Annotated in this window: 27 protein-coding genes and 1 riboswitch; of the genes, 18 read left to right on the top strand and 9 right to left on the bottom strand. The window is 69.0% G+C overall.

What is annotated here, in order from left to right:
• The first annotated feature begins 11 nt into the window (after positions 1-11).
• The 7 genes from ACFVTD_RS04000 (at position 12) to crcB (ending at position 4,076) form a co-directional block, all read left to right on the top strand.
• Positions 12-269 (top strand): metal-sensitive transcriptional regulator, encoded by a 258-nt coding sequence (locus ACFVTD_RS04000; RefSeq protein ID WP_043452296.1) that lies wholly within the window; start codon positions 12-14, stop codon positions 267-269.
• Between the two features lie 46 nt (positions 270-315).
• Positions 316-732, top strand: a complete 417-nt coding sequence (locus tag ACFVTD_RS03995; protein ID WP_387558348.1) for a DUF302 domain-containing protein — start codon at positions 316-318, stop codon at positions 730-732.
• Between the two features lie 160 nt (positions 733-892).
• Positions 893-1,564, top strand: coding sequence for a haloacid dehalogenase type II (locus ACFVTD_RS03990; RefSeq protein WP_387558345.1), 672 nt, complete (start codon positions 893-895; stop codon positions 1,562-1,564).
• Positions 1,565-1,597: 33 nt separating this feature from the next.
• Positions 1,598-2,422, top strand: a complete 825-nt coding sequence (locus ACFVTD_RS03985) for an alpha/beta fold hydrolase (RefSeq protein ID WP_387558342.1) — start codon at positions 1,598-1,600, stop codon at positions 2,420-2,422.
• Between the two features lie 46 nt (positions 2,423-2,468).
• A riboswitch (Fluoride riboswitch) is annotated at positions 2,469-2,555 on the top strand.
• Between the two features lie 71 nt (positions 2,556-2,626).
• Entirely contained in the window at positions 2,627-3,175 is a 549-nt protein-coding gene (locus ACFVTD_RS03980) for a universal stress protein (protein ID WP_387558339.1), read from the top strand.
• On the top strand, positions 3,175-3,699 hold the full coding sequence (locus tag ACFVTD_RS03975) for a fluoride efflux transporter FluC (protein WP_387558337.1): 525 nt from the start codon (positions 3,175-3,177) through the stop codon (positions 3,697-3,699). Before ACFVTD_RS03980 ends, ACFVTD_RS03975 begins: the two co-directional genes overlap by 1 nt.
• Positions 3,696-4,076 (top strand): fluoride efflux transporter CrcB, encoded by a 381-nt coding sequence (gene crcB, locus ACFVTD_RS03970; RefSeq protein WP_387558334.1) that lies wholly within the window; start codon positions 3,696-3,698, stop codon positions 4,074-4,076. Before ACFVTD_RS03975 ends, crcB begins: the two co-directional genes overlap by 4 nt.
• Here the strand turns inward: crcB and ACFVTD_RS03965 are convergent.
• Positions 4,073-4,807: a CDP-alcohol phosphatidyltransferase family protein gene (locus tag ACFVTD_RS03965; RefSeq protein WP_387558331.1), complete on the bottom strand. Its 735-nt coding sequence runs from the start codon at positions 4,805-4,807 to the stop codon at positions 4,073-4,075. The two genes, crcB and ACFVTD_RS03965, sit on opposite strands and share 4 nt — an antisense overlap.
• 42 nt (positions 4,808-4,849) lie before the next feature.
• Entirely contained in the window at positions 4,850-5,275 is a 426-nt protein-coding gene (locus ACFVTD_RS03960; protein WP_387558328.1) for a hypothetical protein, read from the bottom strand.
• A gap of 146 nt (positions 5,276-5,421) precedes the next feature.
• Here ACFVTD_RS03960 and ACFVTD_RS03955 point away from each other — a divergent pair, with 146 nt between their 5' ends.
• Positions 5,422-5,967: a YceI family protein gene (locus ACFVTD_RS03955; protein ID WP_387558325.1), complete on the top strand. Its 546-nt coding sequence runs from the start codon at positions 5,422-5,424 to the stop codon at positions 5,965-5,967.
• A gap of 140 nt (positions 5,968-6,107) precedes the next feature.
• Here ACFVTD_RS03955 and ACFVTD_RS03950 read toward each other — a convergent pair whose 3' ends face one another.
• Positions 6,108-6,854 (bottom strand): ABC transporter permease, encoded by a 747-nt coding sequence (locus tag ACFVTD_RS03950; RefSeq protein WP_387558322.1) that lies wholly within the window; start codon positions 6,852-6,854, stop codon positions 6,108-6,110.
• Positions 6,855-7,063: 209 nt separating this feature from the next.
• Between ACFVTD_RS03950 and ACFVTD_RS03945 the strand changes: the two genes are divergently transcribed.
• Positions 7,064-9,655, top strand: coding sequence for a DUF4118 domain-containing protein (locus ACFVTD_RS03945; RefSeq protein WP_387558319.1), 2,592 nt, complete (start codon positions 7,064-7,066; stop codon positions 9,653-9,655).
• Entirely contained in the window at positions 9,652-10,335 is a 684-nt protein-coding gene (locus ACFVTD_RS03940; protein ID WP_387558316.1) for a response regulator, read from the top strand. The genes ACFVTD_RS03945 and ACFVTD_RS03940 overlap by 4 nt, the downstream gene beginning before the upstream one ends.
• Positions 10,336-10,360: 25 nt before the next feature.
• Here ACFVTD_RS03940 and ACFVTD_RS03935 read toward each other — a convergent pair whose 3' ends face one another.
• A complete protein-coding gene (locus ACFVTD_RS03935; RefSeq protein WP_387558313.1) occupies positions 10,361-11,038 on the bottom strand; it encodes an NADPH-dependent F420 reductase in 678 nt (225 codons plus the stop codon).
• A gap of 136 nt (positions 11,039-11,174) precedes the next feature.
• Between ACFVTD_RS03935 and ACFVTD_RS03930 the strand changes: the two genes are divergently transcribed.
• Both ACFVTD_RS03930 and ACFVTD_RS03925 read left to right on the top strand, forming a co-directional pair.
• Positions 11,175-11,753, top strand: coding sequence for a TetR/AcrR family transcriptional regulator (locus tag ACFVTD_RS03930; RefSeq protein WP_387558310.1), 579 nt, complete (start codon positions 11,175-11,177; stop codon positions 11,751-11,753).
• Between the two features lie 145 nt (positions 11,754-11,898).
• Positions 11,899-13,875 (top strand): amino acid transporter, encoded by a 1,977-nt coding sequence (locus ACFVTD_RS03925; protein ID WP_387558307.1) that lies wholly within the window; start codon positions 11,899-11,901, stop codon positions 13,873-13,875.
• Here ACFVTD_RS03925 and ACFVTD_RS03920 read toward each other — a convergent pair.
• Positions 13,844-14,257 carry a hypothetical protein gene (locus ACFVTD_RS03920; protein ID WP_387558304.1) on the bottom strand — a complete coding sequence of 138 codons (414 nt, stop codon included), beginning with the start codon at positions 14,255-14,257 and terminating at the stop codon, positions 13,844-13,846. The genes ACFVTD_RS03925 and ACFVTD_RS03920 overlap by 32 nt on opposite strands.
• Positions 14,258-14,400: 143 nt before the next feature.
• Here ACFVTD_RS03920 and ACFVTD_RS03915 point away from each other — a divergent pair, with 143 nt between their 5' ends.
• On the top strand, positions 14,401-14,919 hold the full coding sequence (locus ACFVTD_RS03915; protein ID WP_387558301.1) for a GNAT family N-acetyltransferase: 519 nt from the start codon (positions 14,401-14,403) through the stop codon (positions 14,917-14,919).
• Positions 14,920-15,001: 82 nt separating this feature from the next.
• Positions 15,002-15,370, top strand: a complete 369-nt coding sequence (locus tag ACFVTD_RS03910; RefSeq protein ID WP_387558298.1) for a hypothetical protein — start codon at positions 15,002-15,004, stop codon at positions 15,368-15,370.
• Positions 15,371-15,408: 38 nt separating this feature from the next.
• Here the strand turns inward: ACFVTD_RS03910 and map are convergent, their stop codons facing one another.
• Entirely contained in the window at positions 15,409-16,182 is a 774-nt protein-coding gene (gene map / locus ACFVTD_RS03905; RefSeq protein ID WP_387558295.1) for a type I methionyl aminopeptidase, read from the bottom strand.
• 139 nt (positions 16,183-16,321) lie between these two features.
• Here map and ACFVTD_RS03900 point away from each other — a divergent pair, with 139 nt between their 5' ends.
• The 4 genes from ACFVTD_RS03900 to ACFVTD_RS03885 are packed head-to-tail and all read left to right on the top strand — an operon-like array spanning position 16,322 to position 19,157.
• Positions 16,322-16,672: a metalloregulator ArsR/SmtB family transcription factor gene (locus ACFVTD_RS03900; RefSeq protein WP_387558292.1), complete on the top strand. Its 351-nt coding sequence runs from the start codon at positions 16,322-16,324 to the stop codon at positions 16,670-16,672.
• Positions 16,669-17,370: an aquaporin gene (locus ACFVTD_RS03895; protein WP_387558290.1), complete on the top strand. Its 702-nt coding sequence runs from the start codon at positions 16,669-16,671 to the stop codon at positions 17,368-17,370. Before ACFVTD_RS03900 ends, ACFVTD_RS03895 begins: the two co-directional genes overlap by 4 nt.
• Positions 17,367-17,777: an arsenate reductase ArsC gene (locus ACFVTD_RS03890; protein WP_387558287.1), complete on the top strand. Its 411-nt coding sequence runs from the start codon at positions 17,367-17,369 to the stop codon at positions 17,775-17,777. Before ACFVTD_RS03895 ends, ACFVTD_RS03890 begins: the two co-directional genes overlap by 4 nt.
• 12 nt (positions 17,778-17,789) lie before the next feature.
• On the top strand, positions 17,790-19,157 hold the full coding sequence (locus tag ACFVTD_RS03885) for an NAD(P)-binding domain-containing protein (RefSeq protein ID WP_387558284.1): 1,368 nt from the start codon (positions 17,790-17,792) through the stop codon (positions 19,155-19,157).
• Between the two features lie 121 nt (positions 19,158-19,278).
• Here the strand turns inward: ACFVTD_RS03885 and ACFVTD_RS03880 are convergent, their stop codons facing one another.
• The 3 genes from ACFVTD_RS03880 to ACFVTD_RS03870 all read right to left on the bottom strand — a co-directional run bounded on the left by ACFVTD_RS03880 (position 19,279) and on the right by ACFVTD_RS03870 (position 21,712).
• Positions 19,279-19,716: a hypothetical protein gene (locus ACFVTD_RS03880; protein WP_387558281.1), complete on the bottom strand. Its 438-nt coding sequence runs from the start codon at positions 19,714-19,716 to the stop codon at positions 19,279-19,281.
• Positions 19,717-19,821: 105 nt separating this feature from the next.
• On the bottom strand, positions 19,822-20,649 hold the full coding sequence (locus ACFVTD_RS03875; protein ID WP_387558279.1) for an oxidoreductase: 828 nt from the start codon (positions 20,647-20,649) through the stop codon (positions 19,822-19,824).
• Between the two features lie 34 nt (positions 20,650-20,683).
• On the bottom strand, positions 20,684-21,712 hold the full coding sequence (locus ACFVTD_RS03870) for an aldo/keto reductase (RefSeq protein ID WP_387558276.1): 1,029 nt from the start codon (positions 21,710-21,712) through the stop codon (positions 20,684-20,686).
• Positions 21,713-21,720: the final 8 nt, after the last annotated feature.

Below are 21,720 nucleotides of genomic sequence, written 5' to 3'. Positions count from 1 at the left end.
GAGACCCCGCTATGGAACTGAACCCAACAGAACTCACGCCCGTGATCAACCGCCTCAAGCGGGCACAGGGCCAGCTCGCCGCCGTCACCCGGATGCTTGAGGAAGGCCGCGACTGCAAGGACGTCGTCACCCAGCTGGCCGCCGTATCCAAGGCCCTGGACCGCGCCGGCTTCGCCATCATCGCCACAGGCCTTGAGCAGTGCATCGTCCAGAAGGACGAAACCATGGACCGTAAAGACCTGGAGAAGCTCTTCCTCTCCCTCGCCTGACAAGACCCGCGCCACAACTGACCGCCCGGCCATTTCAAGGAGCACCATGACCTACACCCTGGCCACCACTGTTTCCCTTACCTGGGCGGAGGCGCTGGAGCGCACCCGCGAAGCCCTCGCAGCGCAGGGGTTCGGAATCCTGACCGAAATCAACGTCCGGTCCACCTTTGAAGCCAAGCTTGGCGCCGAGGCCGCGGACGCCGTCGGCGATTACGTCATCCTCGGCGCCTGCAACCCCGCCCTTGCCAGCCGCGCGCTGGCCGCCGAGCCCCAGATGGGCGCCCTGCTGCCCTGCAACGTGGTGGTGCGCCGGACCGGCTCCGCGGCCGCCACCACCGTGGAAGCCATCGACCCGCAGACCATGGTGCAGCTCAGCGAGGCCCCTTCCGTTAGGGAAGTGGCGGACGACGCCGGCACGCGCCTTCGCAAGGCCCTGGCCAGTCTCGGTGGGGAAACCAACTAGTGGCGTTGGGCGGCGGATCCCCGGCGGGCGCCAGAACCCGGCGGTAGTGCCTGGAGCCCCCATGTGATCTACTGCTAAGTAGACTGATTATCTTGATGGATTCGTCCGGGGCCCCTTGGTGTTCGCGTAGGCTCCGTACCCGGAAACCAAAGGGGAGAATGTGCCGGAACCACTGGTCATCGTTTTTGATGTCAACGAAACGCTTTCGGACATGGCCCCACTCGGGGAGGTGTTCGCGCAGGCCGGGGTGCCCCGGGAACTGGCCAAGCTCTGGTTTGCCACCCTCCTGCGCGACGGCTTCGCCCTCACCGCCAGCGGCGGCAAGGAATCCTTCGCCGGCATCGGCGCTGACGCCCTCCGCACCCTGCTGGAAGCCGCAGGAATCTCGGGAAGCCTGGAGACCGCCGTCGAACGCGTCATGGCGGCCATGCAGAACCTCTCCCTCCACCCGGATGTCCCTGCGGGTGTTCGTGCGCTCGCCTCAGCCGGGCACCGGCTGGTCACCCTGACCAACGGCGCAACAGCCAATTCGGAGAAACTGCTGGGTGCAGGCGGCGTCAGGGACAAATTCGAGCAGCTTCTCTCGGTGGATGATGCCCCTGCCTGGAAGCCGGCCAGGGCCGCGTATGAGTATGCGGCGACGGCGACGGGAGCGGCTCCTTCGGGGATGCTGCTGGTCGCCGTGCACCCGTGGGACATCCACGGGGCAGCCAAGGCCGGGCTTCGCACCGCGTGGATCAACCGGAGTGGTTCCCGCTACCCGTCCTATTTCGAAGCCCCGGACATCACCATCGCGGCCCTCACTGAACTTTCCCCGGTGCTCGCCGCGTAGACCGTGTCCCCAACCCCGAAACGGAGACGACCCATGGCCCAGCCCGGAGAGCGGCGCACCGTTGATGTGGATGGCGTTCCGCTGTCCTACCTCGCCGCCGGGGATGCGACCGCCCCGCCGCTGCTCCTGTTGCACGGCACCTTTTGGAGCCGCGTATGGCAACCCATCCTCCCGGCACTCGGTGAACACAGCTGCTGCTACGCGCTGGACTTCCCTGGCTTCGGCCGGAGCGGGGGAGAGTTGGACGTTGGGCAGGCCACGGTCCCCGCCCTGGCGCAGGCCGTACTCAAGGCCGCGGACGCCCTGGGCGTGGAAAAGTTTGACCTCGCGGCCCACGACATTGGGGGTGGCGTGGCGCAGCACTTGGCCGCAACCAGCGGGAGGGTCCGGACGATGGTGCTGATGAACTCCGTCATGTTCGATTCCTGGCCGGTACCCGCCGTCGAGCGCTTCCGGGACCCGGACGTCCGGGAAAGCACTACGGAAGCCGATCTCCTCGCCGCCCGGCGGAAGTCAACCCAGGGCAGCACCAACCGCACGCTCAGCGACGAGGAACTGGCAGGCTACTTGTCGCCGTGGCAGTCTCCGGCCCGGCGGCGATCCTGGATGGCCATGGCAGCCGCCGCTGATCCCCACTTCACCCTGGACCTGGTACCTGCCCTGCAGGAGGCAGCAATTCCCACGCGCCTGGTGTGGGGCCGGGACGACGACTTCCAGAAGATAGGGTTCGCCCGCCGGTACGTGGAAGAGATTCCCAACGCGGACCTGGTGGAAGTGGACGGCAAGCACATCCCCACCGAAGACTCGCCGGACGCCGTAGCCACCGCGATCTCTGGGCACCTCGCCGCTGCCCGGTAGGGCCCGGGCAGCCGCGGTGGCGGACGGCGCGGGAAAAGCTGTAGTCTCTGTTCACGGTGATGGATCCCGCCGGAAGGCCCGCGCAGGTGCGCGGTCTTCGAACCGCCGCCTGGCTGATGGTTCCTGCCTTTGCTGAACCGAAGGTAGGTGGCCCATGCCCGCAGCCGGCCCAGTCTTCCTGCCCCGGCCCCACCAGGAGAGCACATGACTGAGCCCGAGAAACCCAAAGACCCCGCCGGCGCCGTTCCCTACGTCCCCCGGAAAATCAGCGGTCCCGTGCTCATGGGCGTGGTGCCCGGCCAGCCGCTGGCGGTGGCCCACCGCGCCGCCGAACTGGCGTACAGCCTGGGCGTGAAGCTGGTCTGTGCCTACGTGGACGTCACCACGTACCTGGCGGAGGAGCCCGACGGCAGGGTGGAGGCCCGCCCCATCGACCCCGATGGGATTGACGACGACATTGAAGGGATCAGCGCCACCATCGCCGCTGACCTCCGCGAAGCGCTGGGTGCCGCCGGAATCGACTGGTCCTTCGTGACACTGGCAGGGGACCCGGCCAGGGCGCTGGGACGGCTGGCCGAATCCACTGATGCCTCCGTCATCGTGGTGGGTACCCGGGAACGCGGGCTCGGGGCACGGTTCGAGGAACTGCTGGTGGGATCCGTTGCCGTCCACCTGACCCACCGCCAGCACCGGCCCGTCCTGGTAGTCCCGCTGGCCCCGCAGCCCAGGCACCAGCCGAAGGCGGGCCGCTGATGGAGCAGCCTGCCCCCAGGGCAACAGCCTCCGGGCAGACTGACGAAGGGACGCTGGGCGGGGCTCGCGTCCGCCGGCCGGTCCACCTGCACCCCGGGTTCGTCCTGGTGGTCATCGTGGGCGGCATCTTCGGCGCGCTGGCCCGTTACGGGGTAAGCAGCATCCTGCCCGCACCCAGCGGCTGGCCGCTGCCCACCCTGGCCATCAACCTGGCCGGCGCGTTCCTGCTCGGCGCCCTGCTGGAGGCCCTGGTTCGCCGGGGTCCCGACGCCGGCCGGCTGAGGCTGGTCCGGCTGCTGGTGGGCACCGGGTTCCTGGGCGCCTTCACCACCTACAGCACCCTGGCCGTGGAAGCCACCACCTTGTTCGGTGCCGGCCGAAGCGCCGACGCCGTCCTCTACGTCGGTACCTCCGTGGTGGCCGGCGCGGTGGCAACCGTGGTGGGCATCCGCCTCGCAGCAGCCCACCACGCCCGCACCACGCGCAGACCGGCCGCGGCCGGCGGGAAGGAAGGAAGCCGGTGAGCCCCCTGACCATCATCCTGCTGGGACTCGCCGGCGGGCTCGGCGCCGCCACCCGCTTCGTGGTGGACGGCCTGGTGCGCGCCAAAATCAGGACCGCCCTGCCGGTGGGCACCATCGCCATCAACGTCACGGGCTCGTTCCTGCTGGGCCTGCTCGCCGGTGCCGTCATTGTGCACGCGGCCCCGCCCGAGCTTCAGGCCATCGCCGGCACGGGGTTCCTGGGCGGCTACACCACCTTCAGCACGGCCAGCTTCGAAACAGTCCGCCTGGTCCAGTCCCGCCGCACCGGCCTGGCCGTCCTGAATGCCGTGGCCACGGCGGTGGCCGCGGTGGGCGCCGCGGCCGGCGGCTTCGCCCTCGCGGGGCTGCTGTCCTAAACCACCCCGGCGGGAACTTCCTGCACCCCGGCGCGGTGCAGGCGCTCCAGCTGGACCACGTCCCGGGCAAAGGAGAACGCGAGCAGGCAGAGGGCCAGCTCGGGAACCACTCCCGCGGCCAGAGGCGGGACGCCCGGAAGCAGCGCAATGAGCAGCGCGAAAGGCTGGAACGCGCCGATGGCCTTGCGGGACGTGCTGGCCGGCAGCGCCGCGCGCAGGTGCGGCCGGATGAGTCCTGCGGCCACGAAGGCGTAATACATGGTCCCAATGGCCAGCGTCCACGGGCCGGCCACGGGAGCGGCTGCGACGGACAGCACCAGTACCAGGGCGGCGTCGGTGGCGGAATCGAACCGCGCCCCGGCTGCCGAGGAGGTTCCGGTGCGTCGCGCCACCACGCCGTCCAGCCCGTCCAGGAGGAAAGCGGCGCCGCCCAGGATGGGCAGGAGGAGGTCGGTGCGGCGGCCTGTGGACAGCTGCGGAACCGCCAGCACCGCGCACAGGGCCACCATGATGGCGCGCAGCAGGGTCACCCGGTCCGCAGGCGTTGAGAAGCGCGGGATCCGGCGCAGGACGGAGCCGACGGCGCCCACGGTCACCAATGCGCCAGCGCACAGCCCGGCCAGTTGGAGCAGCGGCCCGGAGGGGGACATGGACGTCAGCACGAGTGCCGAGAGCACGTAGGCAAAAACGGCCCCGAACGCATCCGGCACCGCCCGCTCAGCCCCGCTCATGTCCCACCTCCCCTCGCATGCTAACAACGGCCGGGGTGATGGTCACCGCCGGCGGCGTGCCGGCCGAACCCGTGCGCCGGCGTCGGACGTTCCCCTGCGGCTGCGGACCAGGCCGGCAAGCGCCAGCAGGGCGCCGGCTCCCTCGGCAACGGCGCTGAGCGATTTGGAGAAGAACCAGACGGGGTCGTACATGGCCGGGATCGGTCCGATGGCGGGGATGTCGACGTACCGGTACAGCACGACGGCGACGAACGCGCTGAGGGCCACCACCAGGGCCACGGCATAGGCAGCCCTGCTGCCGCGGACCAGGACATAGACGCCGGCCACCAGCGCGGCCGCCGCTTCGAGCAGGAACAAGGTGCCCTGGCTGACGGTGCCCGGCTGCGTGTTCTGGTAACCCGGGGCCAGGAACAGGTGCACGCCGGCATCGATAAACAGCGCCAAAGCGGTCAGTAATCGTAGAGCCACGCTTATGTATACGCCCGAAGTTCCCTTCCGGTTCATTGGGCCCTGTTTTCCTTGTGGGATTTATGGGGAATATTTAGGGGCATCCGCAGTCTTGCGCCCATTAGCGGGCAGCCCAGCCTGCGGCCCTACGAGCAAGGAGAATGACCATGACCCTTCCCAAGGACATCACGCCGGGAACCTGGACCCTGGACATGTCGCACAGCGAGATCGGCTTCAGCGTCCGCCATGCCGGGATCAGCAAGGTCCGCGGCCGCTTCACCGAAGCCCAGGCCGAGGCACGCGTGGGCGAGTCGCTGGCTGACTCCTCGGTGCACGCCACGGTCTCCACCGCCAGCTTTGACTCCGGTGACGCCAACCGCGACGCCCACGTGCGCGGCGAAGACTTCTTCGACGTCGAAAAGTATCCCGAGATGACCTTCCGCGGCACCTCCATTGAAGGGGACGGTGAGGATTACACGCTGACCGGCGACCTAACCATCAAAGGCGTCACCAAGCCCATCGAGCTGGAGGTCGAATTCACCGGCGTCGCCGTTGACCCGTTCGGCGCCACCCGCGCCGGCTTCTCCGCAGAGGCCGAGATCAGCCGCAAGGAATTCGGGCTCACCTGGAACGCGGCGCTGGAGGCCGGCGGCCTGCTGGTCAGCGACAAGGTGAAGATCAACCTCGAAGCGGCGCTGGTCAAGCAGGGCTGAGTCCGCAGATCCCGCTGCGCCCGCTACTTTTCGACGCGCAGAAACGCCGGCGCTACTGGATTATCCGTAGCGCCGGCGTTTTTGCGCCGCGGACATGGATTTGCGCCGCGGGAATGGATTTGCGCAGCGCCAGCGGTTCGTTACAGCGGGTCGGGCCGGACCTTCACGTTGCCCAGCGAACGGATCAGGGCGACGGCGGTGATGGACCCGGCGGCCATGATCGAGGCGAGCACCACCACCTGGAAGCGGCCCGCCTCGAACGGGGAGGCGCCGCCGAAGATCGCCCCGACAAATGCGCCGGGGAGGGTCACCAGGCCCGTGGTCTTGGTCTGGTCCGTGGACGGAATCAGGGCCGAATGCACCGCCTGCCGGGCCTGGATCAACGTGGCCTGCCGGGGGGTCGCACCGAGGGCGAGCCACCCCTCCACCTGGTCCCACTGCTCCAGCACGGCTTCGAAGAACCGGCGCCCGGCCAGGGTGGCGATGGTCATGGAGTTGCCGATCACGATCCCGCCCACCGCCAGCGCATACCGGGGCGAGAAGTCGATGGCACCCGTTCCGAACACGACGGCGACCGTCACCAGGATCCCTGCGGCCATGGTTCCGGCCACCAGGCCAAAGCGCCGCCACGACCAGATGAGCCGCCGGGTTGCAGTCACGGACGCCACGCTGAACATCACCAGCAGGGCCGCGCCCACCCAGAGCGGGTCGCTGATGACGCCGCCCAGCACCAGGCTGATCACCGCCAGCTGCGCCGCGCCGCGAAGGATGGCCAAGGCGGGGGAGAGGTACGACGGCGTCCGCGAGCCCCACAGGATCCCCACCGTGAGTGCCGCCAGGATGGCAACGGCCGCCAGGGTGGGCAGCAGGGCGGCAATCACGGACATCCTGCCAGCTTACTGAGCGCCCCGCCGTCGTCCCTCACAGACGCCCCATCACTTTTGGCGGGTTTTCCTGCGACGCGCCATCACTTTTGGCGGGTTTTCCTGCGACGCGCCATCACTTTTGGCGGGTTTTCCTGCGACGCTCCATCACTACCACCGCTCCCGCAGGCCGGAAGTTGGTTCCGGTGACCGGACGGGATAAGACTGTGGGTATGTCACGGGGAACCCTTCGGATCTTTCTGGGCGCGGCGCCCGGCGCGGGCACCACGTACGCCGCGCTGCGGGAAGCGCACCGGCTGCTGGGAGACGGCAGCGACGTCGTGGTGGGAATTGCCGCGGACCACGGCCGGGAGGAGACGCGGCAGCTCCTTGACGGGCTCGACGCCGTTGCGCCGCGACTTCCGGGCGGCACCGGGGGAGCGGAGGTGCCCGGGCTGGACCTGCCAGGGCTGGACGTGGACGCCGTGCTGGAGCGGCAGCCGGATGTGGCCGTCGTGGACGAATACGCGCAGGTCAACGCCCCGGGGAACAGGAACCAGCGGCGGTGGCAGGATATCGAGGAACTGCTGGCAGCGGGCATCGACGTGCTGTCCACCCTTTGCGTGCAGCAGCTGGCGTCCCTGAAGGACGTGGTCGCCGCGATCACCGACGGTCCGCCGCAGATCACGGTGCCGGATGAGATGGTGCGGGGGGCGGACCACATTGAGCTCGTGGACATCTCCCCGGCCCTCCTGCGCCAGAGGGTGGCGGACGGCAGGATCTTCCCCGCCGACAGGATCGACGCAGCCCTGGCCAACGAGTACCGGCCCGGCACCCTCCTGGCCCTGCGCGGGATCGCCCTGGTCTGGCTCGCGGACCGGGTGGAGGAGGGCCTGGCGGCGTACCGGGAAAGCCAGGGCATCACCGCAGCGTGGCCCACCCGCGAACGGGTGGTGGTGGGGATTGCCGGCTCCCCGGAGGACGAGGTGCTCATCCGGCGGGCGGCCCGGATCCTGTCCCGCGTCAACGGCAGCGAACTCCTGGCTGTCCACGTGCGCGGCACCACCGCCCGGCGCGAGGCGTCCGAACAGGCGGTGGAGGCGCAGCGGCAGCTCATCACGGACCTCGGCGGCACCTGCCACACCGTGTCCGGGGATGACCCGGCGCAGTCCCTGCTGGAGTTTGCCCGCAGTGCCAACGCCACCCAGATTGTCCTCGGGGCATCGCCGGGAGGGCTCTGGAGCCGCATCCTGGTCAGGGGCGTGGCGTCAAGGGTGGTGCGGGAGTCGGGCGACATCGACGTGCATCTGGTCTCCCACCCGCCCGCGGCCCGGGGACTCCCGCGGCAAACCCCCGCCGCGCTCAGCCGGGCCCGCACCACGGTGGGCTACGTCCTGGCGGTGTTCCTTCCCGTCGTTGCGTCCACCGTCCTGTCCTTCAGCCGGGACCTGAACCTCGCCACCCACGCCCTGGTGCACCTGACCGGGGTGATGGCCGTGGCGTTCATCGGCGGCCTCTGGCCCGCCGTGCTCGCAGCCGTCCTGGCCTCGCTGCTGCTGAACTACTTCGAAACCGACCCCGTGGGCACGTTCAACATCAGCGACCCGCAGAACGTCTTTGCCCTGCTGGTCTTCCTCGGGGCCGCGGTGGCCGTCTCCCTGGTGGTGGGCCTGTCCGAACGCCGGGCGCGGGAAGCCGTCCGCGCCCGTGCCGAGGCCACCACCCTCGCCGACCTCGCACGGGACGCGCTTCTCGCGGACGATACCGTCGCCGGATTCCTGGACACGGCGCGCGAAACCTTCCAGGTCCGGGCCGCCGGCCTCTTCACCCGCACCGGAGACAGGCAGGACACGTGGGAACTGCAGGCCTTCTCCGGAGGCGCGCCGCCGCCGTCGCCCAACGCAGCGACAGCCATGACTGACAACGTGGAACTGGCTGACCCGCGGACCGCCCTGGTCCTGTCCGGACGCACCCTGACGGCGGGCGACCGGCTCCTGCTGGCCGCCCACGGGGCCCACCTCCTGCTCCTCCGGCAGCACCACGCCCTGCAGCGGACCCTGAAGAGCACCACCAAACTGGCCGAAGGCAACAGCGTCCGCACCGCAATCCTGAGCGCCGTCAGCCACGACCTGCGGACCCCGCTGGCAGGGATCAAGCTGGCGGTCACCGCGCTGCGCCGGCAGAACAGCAGGCTTCCGGCGGAGGTGCAGGAAGAAATGCTGGCCACCATCGACTCCTATTCCGAGCGGCTGGACGCCCTGATCTCCAACCTCCTGGACATGTCCCGGATCTCCAGCGGATCGGCCGCCCCGCACACCGCCCCCGTCACCTGGCGCGACGCCATCGAGGATGCCCTGCGCGGCATCCCCACGGAGCGGATCCGGATCGACCTCGCACCCAACATGCCGGCCGTGGACGCGGACCTGGGCATGCTGGAGCGGGTCATCGCCAACATCGTGGAGAACGCGCTCAAGTACGCGCCCGGCTCGGACGTGGTGATCGTGGGTGTGTCGGGTGCAGCGAACGCAGCGGACGACGGCGGCACGCCTGTTGGCGAGTTGCGCATCGTCGACCACGGGCAGGGTGTGCCCGCTGCCGCGGTGGTGGAGATGTTCCGGCCGTTCCAGCGGCTTGACGACGCGCCGGAAGGGCTGGGCATCGGGCTGGGCCTGGCCGTGGCGAAGGGCTTTACCGAGGCAATGGGGGGCCAGCTGGTGCCCGAGCCGACGCCGGGCGGAGGGCTGACCATGGTGGTGCGGCTGCCGTTGTCCACCGGGCCGTACAGCCCCCACCTCCGCAGGGAAGCAGGCACCAAAACCGTATGAGAACAGTCCTGATCGTTGACGATGAACCGCAGCTGCTGCGCGCCCTGCAGGTGAACCTGCAGGCAGAGGGGTACCAGGTGCTCACGGCCTTGGACGGGGCGGCCGCGCTCAGGCACGCGGAAGGCGGCCACCCGGATGTCATGGTGCTGGACCTGGGCCTGCCGGACATCAACGGCGTGGACGTGATCACCCGCGTCCGCCGCACCAGCAGCATGCCCATCATCGTGCTGTCCGCCCGGCACGGGTCCGTGGACAAGGTCAGGGCCTTGGACGCCGGCGCGGACGACTACGTGACGAAGCCGTTCGGGCTGGACGAGCTCCTGGCCAGGCTGCGCGTGGCCGGCCGCCGCAGCGGGACGCCCGAGGTTGCCGAGGCCCCGCCCGCCGTCGACGTGGGGGACTTCGAGGTGGACCTGGCCAACCGCAAGGTGACCCGGGAAGGGGAACCGGTCCGGCTCACCCCGCGCGAGTGGGCCATCCTGGAGCTGCTGGTGCGGAACCCCGGCCGGCTGATCACGCAGCAGCAGATGCTGGCCAAGATCTGGGGGCCGGGCTACGACAACGAGACCCATTACCTGCGCGTCTACATGGGCCAGCTGCGCCGCAAGCTGGAAAAGGACCCGGCCCGGCCCCGGCACCTGCTCACCGAAGCCGGGATGGGGTACCGCTTCGAGCCGTGACCCGCGGCAGGGCCCGGTTAAGGCCCTACCGTACGATCTTGAAGTTGAAGGCCGGGGTGCCCAAGGCGCCCCAAAGGCGCAGCCAAACCGGCAGGAGCATCTCGGTGCCGCGAGCGGTGGAGATGTCGCCGAGATCGATGACATCTTCATGGCCGAAGTCCTTCAGGAGCGCAGTGACAGTGTCCTTGGCGGTCGCGTCGTCGCCGGAAACGAAGACGGTGCCGGGGTCGGCCAGGAGCGCGGGGCGTGCCATGAGGTCGGCGTTGAGCGTGTTGAGGGACTTCACCACCCGCGCGGCGGGGAAGGCGCGCTGGATCTGTTCGCCCAGGGAGTCGGTGTCCTTGACGAACAGGGTGGGCGGCATGCCCTTGCTGAAGTCGAGCGGGTTGGCGATGTCCAGGATCACCTTGCCGTCCAGGTTCCCGGCGCCGGCCGCTGCCAGGACGTCCAGGGACGCGCCGCCATTGGTGGCGTTGACGATGAGTTCGGCGCCGGACGCGGCGTCGGCGAAACCGGCGACGGTGACTCCCGGGTTTTCGGCGGCCCAGGCGGCGAACGGGGGAGTCCCCATGGCGTCCGGGGCCGTGCGCGCGAGGGTGGCCTCCGGATCGCGGGTTCCCATGGTGACGGTGTGGCCCAGCTCTGCCAGGCGGGCTGCGATGGTCCGGCCGACGGTGCCGGTGCCTAGGACGGCGATGTTCATGGGTGCTCCTTGGGGTGGTCCGTAAGGACGGGACAGTTTGTGACGGATCGTTCTCGTTTAGTTTGTGACGGAACGTTCCGTCTGTCAAACTTGAAGCTGCGTAACGTGCAGGAACTTGAGAAGGAGCGTGGTCCAGGTGGTGCGAAAGACGGCGGAGGAGAACCGGCGCAATGTCCTGGATGTGGCCACCCGGCTGTTTTACCAGCAGGGGATACGGGCCGTGGGCATGGATGCGGTGGTCAAGGAATGCGGCGTTGGAAACGCCACCGTCTACCGGCAGTTCCCCACCAAGGACGCCCTGGCCACCGCATATGTGCAGGGCCGTGCCGACGCCTGGTTCGAGCGGATGCGCCAGGCAGCTGATGCGCAGCCCGACCCCCGCGACAAGATCCTGGCAGTGTTCGAGGTGCTGGCCGACGACTGCGCCGGCCCCACATACCGGGGCTGCCCGATGCTGAACACGAGCACTGAGTTTCCCCTCGGCCAGCACCCCGCCCACATGGCAGCCGTTGACCACAAGCAGCAGGTGCGCGACTGGTTCAGCTCGCTCGCGGCCGACGCCGGGGCGGACGCGCCGGACCGGCTCGCCGAAGAGCTCCTCATCGTCCTCAACGGCGCCTACGCCACGGCGGCAGTGCTCGACGGCGGGACGTACGGCCGGCGCGCACTGGCCCTTGCGCAGTTGCTCGTTGGGCAGGCCTGCCCGCGCCCCTGAATGGTGGGCACCAAAGCCGCGTGCCGCCGTCGTACTTTCCCGCGTAAAGGATTCGTCAATAAAGGTCCTTTTCGCCGGTCCGCCGTTTTTGCCGGTGCTAGCTTCGCAGTGGTCGCGGTGCAAAGGGCAGCGCGGAAAGGCAGAGATGACCACGTTGAGCAGGCCCCCGGCGGATCCTTCCGCGCCCCATGCGCACGGCAGGAAGGCGCTGAAGGACTGGCTGCTGTTCGGGCTGCAGGACAGCAAAGGTACCCACCAGGGCCCCGGCGGCGTGCCCACACAGCACGAAAAAAAGCACGCCTGGTGGCAGGTCATGTGCCTGACCGGTGTGGACTACTTCTCCACCCTGGGTTACCAGCCGGCCATCGCCGCCCTGGCCGCCGGCGTCATCTCGCCCCTGGCCACCCTGGTCCTCGTGGCCGTAACCCTGCTCGGCGCACTGCCGGTGTACCGGCGGGTGGCCGGTGAAAGCCCCCGCGGCGAAGGCTCCATCGCCATGCTGGAACGGCTGCTGCCGCGGTGGGGCGGCAAGCTCCTGGTCCTGGTGCTGCTGGGCTTCGCGGCCACCGACTTCATGATCACCATGACCCTCTCGGCCGCGGACGCCACCGCGCACCTGATCCACAATCCCGTGGCCCCCGGCTGGCTGCAGGGCCAGAACATCCCCATCACCCTGGTCCTGCTCGCGTTGCTGGCCGCCGTGTTCCTGCGCGGCTTCAAGGAAGCGATCGGCGTCGCCGTGGTCCTGGTGGTCCTGTATCTGGGGCTGAACGCCATCGTGGTGGTGGTGACCCTGGGCCAGGTCATCTCGCATCCGGTGGCCATGGGCGACTGGTGGACCAACCTGTGGGTCTCGCACGGCAACCCGCTGATGGCCGTGGCCATCGCCCTGCTCGTCTTCCCCAAACTGGCGCTGGGCCTGTCCGGCTTCGAAACCGGCGTCGCCGTCATGCCCCAGGTGAAAGGTGCGGAGAACGACACGGAGGAAAACCCTGCCGGCCGCATCCGCGGGGCCCGGCGCATGCTCACCACCGCCGCCGTGATCATGAGCGCCTTCCTGCTGACCTCGAGCTTCATCACAGTGGTGCTCATCCCGGAGCAGGAATTCCAGCCTGACGGCCAGGCGAACGGCCGCGCCCTTGCCTACCTGGCGCACGAATACCTGGGCGTGGGCTTCGGCAGCGTGTACGACATCAGCACCATCGCCATCCTCTGGTTCGCCGGGGCGTCCGCCATGGCCGGCCTGCTGAACCTGGTGCCCCGCTACCTGCCGCGCTACGGCATGGCCCCGGGCTGGGCCAAGGCGGTGCGGCCGCTGGTGCTGGTGTTCACGCTGATCGGCTTCCTGATCACCTTCATTTTCAATGCCGACGTCGATGCCCAGGGCGGTGCGTACGCCACCGGCGTTTTGGTGCTGATGACCTCCGCCGCGGTGGCCGTGACCCTTTCGGCCCGCAGGAAAGGGCAGCGGAACCTCACCGTGGGCTTCGGCGCGATTTCGGTGGTGTTCGCGTACACCACGGTGGCCAACATCTTTGAACGGCCCGAGGGCATCCGGATTGCCGCCATCTTCATCCTCGGCATCATCGTGATCTCGCTGCTGTCCAGGGTCCGCCGGTCCTTCGAGCTGCACGCCACCCGGGTGCACCTGGACCAGCAGGCCCTCGAGTTCATGTCCAGCACCCTGGACGGCCCCATCGCGATCATCGCGCACGAACCGCTGCGGCTGTCCCCGGAGGCCTACCGGGACAAGCTCGAGTCGGCCATCGAGGTCAGCCACCTTCCGCTGGAAGGCGACGCATTGTTCCTGGAGGTGGTGGTGGACGACTCCTCGGACTTCGAAACCGAGCTGCATGTCCGCGGCGTGAACCGGCACGGGTACCACATCCTGGAGGTCCACGGCCCGGTGGTTCCCAACACCATTGCCTCCGTGCTGCTGCACATCCGGGACGTCACGGGCCTGATGCCGCACATCTACTTCCGCTGGACGGAGGGGAACCCCATCACCAACCTGGTCCGGTTCCTGTTCCTGGGCGAGGGCGAGATCGCCCCGGTCACCAGGGAGGTGCTGCGCGAGGCCGTCCCGGACGTCACCCAGCGGCCCTGGGTCCACGTGGGCTGATACCCGGCTGGCTGATGTGCGGCACCGAGGCCGCAACCCGGGCTGCGTCCGCCAGGCTGGCAGGCGCCTTGTCGCGGAAGGCGGCCTCGGCGTCGTCCTCCCACACGCCGGCGGCCAGCACCACCACGTGCACCATGTCGCCGTAGGAATCGTTGCAGGCCAGGATGTCGCCGGGCACCCTGTGCGCCTCCGGGCCGGCTGACGGCCAGGGCTGGAAGACCACCCACCAGCCCTCGCCGTCCTGGTCGGGGAACAGGTAGCCGCTGGCCGGCTGAAGGGCGCGGCCGTTCAGCCCCCGGCCGCCGTAGCCCTCCACGGCCCCGGCTGCCGCGGCGAACTTGACCCTGCCGCGGTCTTCGGGCGACTCATCCCACCGCATCATTCCGCACTCCCCGGATCCGCACTTTCCCTGCCTTAATGAAAGGTCCGGGCGGGCCCGTCCGGGGCTTGGGAAGCCGTTTCTTGACGCATTATTTACGGCCCGCCGCACCAAGGCTCCGCAGGTCAACGCCCATAATGGGACCCATGGACAGCCCCGTAACCATCCGCCCCATGTGCCCCGACGACTGGGACGCCGTCCACGCCATCTACGCCGCCGGCATCGCCACGGGGGAAGCGACCTTCGAGAGCGAGCCGCCCACCTGGGAAGCGTTCGACGCCGTGCGGCTGCCTGAGCACCGGATGGTCGCCCAGGATGCGGGCGGGGTTTTGGGCTGGGCCGCAGTGTCCCGGGTCTCCTCGCGGGAGGTGTACCGGGGCCTGGTGGAGCACTCCATTTACGTGGCGCCGCAGGCGCAGGGCCGGGGTGTGGGCCGGCTGCTCCTGGCCCCCCTGGTCGACTCCACGGAGGCAGCCGGGATCTGGACCATCCAGTCCAGTATCTTTCCGGAGAATGCCGCCAGCCTGGCGCTGCACCGGAAGCTGGGCTTCCGCGTGGTGGGCACGCGGGAGCGGATCGCACGGATCAATACCGGCCCCAAGGCGGGCCACTGGCAGGACACGCTGCTGCTGGAACGCCGCAGCGCCGTGGCCGGGACCGAGTAAAAGCACTTCCCGAAGTCCGCTTCGGGCCTGGTTCCGGTGCCTAGACTGGACCTATGCGGGTATTTAACCCTTGGGGCTCCCGGTGAGCCTGCAGGCGATGTCCGTGGGTGCCTTGCTGTCCGCCCTCGTGGCTCTGTTCCTGCTGCTGCTCGTGCGGAGGGAGCGGCGCGTAGGAGTTGTGGCCACGGGAGCAATTGCGGCCTTCCTGATGCCCATGGCCTGGAATTCGATCCTGAACTGGACTGGAGCGATCAGCCAGTTCTCCCACGACCTGCCGTTCCCGCCGTTTCCCATCAGCTGGCAGGACACAGGAACCGGGGTGTTCACCCTGGCCGGTGCGGCCGTCGCCCTGATGGCCGGGCCGTGCAGGCGGGACGCGGCCCGGAGCGTGGCAGGGACGGCGGCCCTCACCGCGCTCGCCGCCCTGTTGGTGGATATCTACCTGTACTGAACCGAAGCACTGCCAAACCCGGGCCAGCCGCCCTTGACCTACCGCGAAGGCAGGGTCAGGATCTCGGCGCCGTTCTCGGTGATGGCGATGGTGTGCTCGGTGTGCGCCGTCCGGCAGCCGGTGGCGCTCCTGAGGGTCCAGCCGTCGTCGTCCGTCACCAGCTCAGCCGTGTCAGCCATGATCCACGGCTCCAGCGCCAGCAGCAGCCCCGGCCGGAGCTTGAAGCCGCGGCCGGGCCGGCCCATGTTGGGAACATGCGGGTCCTGGTGCATGGTGGAGCCGATGCCGTGGCCGCCGAACTGGGTGTTGATGGGGTACCCGGCGTCGGTGAGGACCCGGCCGATGGCGTAGGCGATGTCGCCGATCTTGGCCGCCGGCCCGGCGGCGGCGATCCCGGCAGCCAAAGCGCGTTCCGTCGCTTCGATCATCGCGACGCTCTCCGCCGGCCGTGAATCACCCACGATGAAGCTGATTGCGGCGTCCGCGGCTATCCCGTCCTTGACGACGGCGAGGTCCAAGGTCAGCAGGTCGCCGTCGGCCAGTTCGTAGTTGTGGGGGAGTCCGTGCAGCACGGCATCGTTGACGCCGGTGCAGATGTAATGCCCGAAAGGGCCCCGGCCGAATGACGGCGCGTAATCCACGTAGCAGGATTCGGCCCCGGCCTCGGTGATCATCTCCTTGGTCCACTGGTCGATGTCCAGGAGGTTGGTGCCCACGGTGGCGCGGCTCTTCATGGCCTGCAGGATGTCCGCCACCAGGGCGCCGGTGACGCGGGCTCGGGCCACTTCGGCGGGGTTCAGGATCTCGATCATGGGGCGCCCTTCGTGTCCGGTAAAACCTACGGGCCATCCTATTTCCCGTTTCCCCGCTGACCGCAAGGGGATGCGCGAAACGGTGGAATTTGTGCGGGTTGCCAAAGACATAGATGGGTGTAAATATTTATCTGTGTCTATGTCTTTGGAATTGACCCCTGTGGAAGCGGTGGCGTGCTGCGCGCCGCTGGCCCGCGAACCCCTCACCGAGCCGGAAGCGGAGGGGATCGCCCCGTTGCTGAAGGCGCTGGCCGATCCGGTGCGGCTGCGCCTGATGTCCCTGGTGGCCTCGCATGAGGGCGGCGAAGCGTGCGTCTGCGACCTCAATGACGCCTTCGAACTGTCCCAGCCCACCATCAGCCACCACCTGAAAATCCTGCACGAGGCCGGGCTGCTGGACCGCGAGAAGCGCGGCGTGTGGGTCTACTACCGCGCCCGGAGCGAGGCGCTGCAGAACCTCGCCGCCCTGATCGGCGGGCAGGCCGCGTGAACGTCCTGGGCCGCCGTGTTGCCGCGGAGTTCGTGGGCACCGCGTTCCTGGTCATGGCCGTGGTGGGCTCGGGCGTCATGGCCTCGCGGCTTTCACCGGACGACGCCGGGCTGCAGCTTCTGCAGAACAGCCTCGCCACGGGTGCCGCGCTGGTGGCGCTGATCGTGGCACTCCAGCCGGTGTCGGCGTCCTTCAATCCCGTGGTGACCCTCGTGGAGCGGGCGCTGGGCACGATCGACACCCGCACGGCGGCAAGCCTGGCCGGGGCCCAGCTCCTGGGTGGCCTGGCCGGCACGGTGGCGGCGAACCTGATGTTCGGGCTGGACGCGGTGACGGTTTCAGGGCACGTCCGCACCGGTCCCGCGCTCTGGCTGGGCGAGGTGATCGCCACGATTGGCCTGCTGGTGGTCATCTTCGGCAGCGTCCGGTCCGGCCGGGCAGACCGGGTGGCGTTCGCCGTCGGCGGGTACATCACGGCCGCGTACTGGTTCACCAGCTCCACCAGCTTCGCCAACCCGGCAGTGACCATCGCCCGGACGGTCACGGACACCTTCGCCGGCATCGCTCCGTCGTCGGCCCCTGCCTTTATCCTCGCCCAGCTCCTGGGCGGCGCCGCCGGGTACGTCCTGGTCCGGTTCCTTCACCCACCCACTGCAACTCCCGCCGTCGTACCGGCTGACCGAAAGGTGCTCTCATGAGCCAGAAGCCCTCCGTCCTGTTTGTCTGCGTCCACAACGCCGGCCGCTCCCAGATGGCCGCCGCATTCCTCACCAGCCTGTCAAAGGGCGCCATCGAGGTCCGCTCCGCCGGGTCGCAGCCTGCGGAGAAGGTGAACCCGGCCGCCGTGGAGGCCATGGCCGAGGTGGGCATCGACATGTCCGCGGAGATCCCCAAGGTCCTCACCACCGAGGCGGTCAAGGACTCCGACGTTGTGATCACCATGGGCTGCGGCGACGAATGTCCTTACTTCCCGGGCAAGCGCTACGAGGACTGGGTGCTGGAGGACCCGGCCGGCAAGGGCGTGGACTCGGTGCGGCCCATCCGCGACGAGATCAAGGGCCGCGTCGAAGCCCTGATCGCATCCCTTATCCCTGCGCAAAGCTGAATCGAGGACAGCATGACATCATCGGAATCCCTGCCGGTAGCCGTGATCGGCGCCGGTCCCGTGGGCCTGGCCGCCGCCGCGCACCTGCTGGAACGCGGGCTGGAACCGCTGGTCCTCGAAGCCGGTCCCACCGTGGGCGCGGCCATCCGGCAGTGGGGGCACGTCCGCGTCTTTTCCACCTGGAAATACAACCTCGATGCCGCCTCGGTGCGGCTGCTCGAGCGCAACGGCTGGGAAGCGCCACGGCCTACCGCCCTTCCGTATGGGGCGCAGATTGTCGCCGAGTACTTGGAGCCGCTGGCCGCCACACCAGAACTGAAGGACCGGATCCGGACCGGCTCCCGCGTTGTCGCCGTCACCCGGCAGGGCATGGACAAGGGCCGCAGCCAGGGCCGGGACAGTGCCCCGTTCCTCCTGCGCATGGAGCACGACGGCGGCACGGTCACCGAGGTGCTGGCCCGCGCCGTCATCGATACGTCCGGTACCTGGAGCACGCCGGCGCCGCTGGGATCCTCCGGGCTGGCCGTCCCGGGTGAGGCCGAGGCGCGTGCCGCCGGGCTGGTTACCGGCCCGCTGCCGGACGTTGCCGCCGGTGGCTTTGCAGGCCGCCGCACGCTGGTCATCGGTTCCGGGCATTCGGCCGCCAACATGGTCCTCGACCTGGCGCGGGTGGCACGCGCCAACCCCGGGACCGAGGTCCTGTGGGCCATCCGTGCCGCCACCCCGGCCCGGGCCTACGGTGGCGGCGACACCGACCAGCTCCCTGCCCGCGGCCAGCTCGGGGCCCGGCTCCGCACCGCCGTCGAGAGCGGGGCGGTGCAGCTGCTGGCCGGCTTCCACACCGCGTCCATCGACGTGCAGGGTGGCGCCGTGACCGTGCACGCCGCCGACGGCCGCAGCGTTGAGGTGGACCGGGTCATTCCCGCCACCGGGTTCCGACCCGACCTGGCCATGCTGTCCGAGCTCCGCCTGGACCTTGATCCTGCAGTCGACGCACCCAAGGCCCTTGGCCCGCTGATCGATCCGGACTTCCACAGCTGCGGCACGGTCCCGGCCCACGGCGCCCGGATCCTCGAGCAGCCGGAGAAGGACTTCTACCTGGCGGGCATGAAGTCCTACGGCCGCGCGCCTACGTTCCTCATGGCCACCGGGTACGAGCAGGTCCGCTCCATCGCCGCCGCCCTGGCCGGAGACACCGAAGCCGCGGACGCCGTCGAACTTGAACTTCCGGAAACCGGCGTCTGCTCCACATCCATTCCGGACGACGCCGGGGATGCTGCCGCGGACGCCTGCTGCTCCGCTCCGGCGCCGGTGCCCGTGACCATCGGGTTCGCCACCGGACTGCAGCACGGCCGCAGCAGCGAAACCATTTTGGCGTAGGTGCGTTCCAGCCCAGTTACTCCCGGGCGCCCGGGTTCACAGCCCGGGACACACCGTCCGCCGCGGCGCGTCCCTCACGGAGCGGACCGGTAACTGGGCGGGAACGCACGGTGAATCGGGCTTAGCGGGCTGACGGGTCCCCGCCGTCCAGGCCAATGGAACGGCCGCGGGCGAAGTGGGCGTTCGCGATCTCGTTGACCTCGCGGACGCTCTTGCCCGGATTGGCCAGCCGGAGCCACTCGTAGTCCCATTCCTGCATGTCCCGCACGCGGCTTGTCCGTTTGTGGGCCCGCATCTGGGCTGTGAGTTCCTCGCCGCTGGGCACCCGGGGCGGAGCCGGGGGCATGGCAGGTTGCGGCCTGGGTGGGGGTACCGGGGCTGGCCGTGCCGGGGCATTGGCCGAGCGGACCAGCGCCACAGTCAGCGCAACCACCCCCGCACAAATCAGCAGCACCCACCAGTACTGGATGATCAAGGCCACGATGATGAGGACGAAGAAGGGCGCGCACCCGATGGCGCTGCCGCCTCCGCTGCGTGACCGACGCCGTTTCGCTGCCATGGGTGGTTCCTCTTGCGAAGTGATTATTAGGAGTCCACTCTCGCACCGGACCCGCGTCCTGTCATGAGTACCCGGTACTCGATTTTGACGCCCCTCTGGCAGCGCCTAGCCGATGTCAGTGCTGGTGCTCAGTTCCTGCCACTGGTCCAGCTCGGCGCGCTGGGCATCGGCCACCATGCCGAACGCGCCGAAGGCGTCCGTGCCCAGGACCAGCAGGCCCGGCGGGTTGGGGGAATCGACGACGGCGAGGATCGCCTTGGCTGCCTTGTCAGGGTCCCCGGGCTGGTTGCCGTGGGCGGTGTCCACTTCCTTGCGGCGCTTGCCGGCCGTGTCCGCGTAGTCCCCGATCGCCGTCGCGGACTGCGTGAGCGAGCGGCCCGCGAAGTCCGTGCGGAAGCCACCGGGCTCGATGGCGGTGACGTTGATGCCCAGGGGCTTCAGTTCGTTGCGGAGCGATCCGGACATGCCCTCCAGCGCTGCCTTGGTGGCCGCGTAGTAGCCCGAACCGGGCGGGGTGATCCGGGCGCCGATGGAGGAGATGTTCAGGATGGACCCTGACTTGTTGGCGCGCATGCCGGGAACCACTGCCTTGATCATGTCCACGGCGCCAAAGAAGTTGGTGTCGAACAGGCGGCGGATGTCGGCGTCGTCGGCTTCCTCCACGGCGGCGCGGTAGCCGTAGCCGGCGTTGTTCACCAGCACGTCGATGCCGCCGAACTTCTCCTCGGCTGCCTTGACCGCGGCTGCGATCTGCGCCTTGTCCGTGACGTCCAGGGCCAGGGGGAGCGCGGTGTCCGGGAAGCCGGCGGTGATGTCCTGGATGGCGTCAACGTTCCGGGCGGTGACGACCGCGTTGTGCCCGGATGCGAGCACGGCTTCGGCGAGTGCCCGGCCAAGTCCGGTGGAGCAGCCTGTGATGAGCCACGTTGCCATGGGTGTTTCCTTTCGTAGGGTGACGTCAGGGCACTTAGTGCCGGTGCCGCCGTCGTGCGTGTGCTGTCAGTTCATGGGTGCCGTAGCTGTTGTCATCCGGGTTGACGGTGACGCCGGGGGCCACCAGCTGGTCGATGCGGTCCAGTACCTCGGGGGCCAGGTGCGTGTCCGCGGCGGGGAGGTAGGACTCGAGCTGTTCCATGGTGCGCGGGCCAACGATGGCGGAGGTGACGCCGGGGTGGTTGATGACGAACGCGATGGCCATTTCGATGAGTGTGACCCCGGCCCATTCGGCCACCTGCGCCAGCTCTTCCACGATGTCCAGCTTGCGCTGGTTGGCAGGCTGGGTCATGTCGAACCGGGCAGTGGGCCGGCGGGATGAGGTGGGCCGGGACGGGGAGTCCTTCCGCCACCGGCCGGAGAGCCAGCCGCCGGCCAGCGGGCTGTACGTGAGCGTGCCCATCCCGTGGCGCAGCACTGTGGGGAGGACGTCCTCCTCGATGCCGCGGGTGAGGATGGAGTACGGCGGCTGCTCGGTCACGAACCGCTCCAGGTTGCGTTCGCGGGAGGCCCACTGCGCCTCCACGATCTGCGAGCCGGAGTAGGACGACGAGCCGAGGTAGCGGACCTTCCCCTGGCGGACCAGGTCGGTGAGGGCGCCCAGGGTCTCCTCCACATCGGTGTCGGGGCTGGGCCGGTGCACCTGGTAGAGGTCGATGTAGTCGGTGTTCAGCCGGCGCAGCGAGTTCTCCACCTCGCGCATAATCCAGCGCCGGGAGCCGCCGCGCTGGTTGGGGTCCTTCTCATCCATGGGCATGAAGAACTTGGTGGCCAGGAAGACGTCGTCGCGCCTTCCTGCAAGAGCTTCGCCCACGATCTCCTCCGAGGCGCCGCCGGAGTACACGTCGGCGGTATCGATGAAGTTGATGCCGGCGTCCAGGGCGCGGTGGATGATGCGGGTGGCGTCGGCGCGGTCGTCATTGCCCCACGGGCCGAACATCATGGCGCCGAGGCAGAGGGGGCTGACCTGCACGCCGGTGCGGCCAAGCGGGCGGTATTCCATTGTTTCTC

It is taken from the genome of Pseudarthrobacter sp. NPDC058119, assembly GCF_042884655.1.
GTDB lineage: Bacteria > Actinomycetota > Actinomycetes > Actinomycetales > Micrococcaceae > Arthrobacter.
The sequence above is the reverse complement of the archived record's forward strand: the minus strand, read 5'-3'. Positions and strand labels throughout refer to the sequence as shown.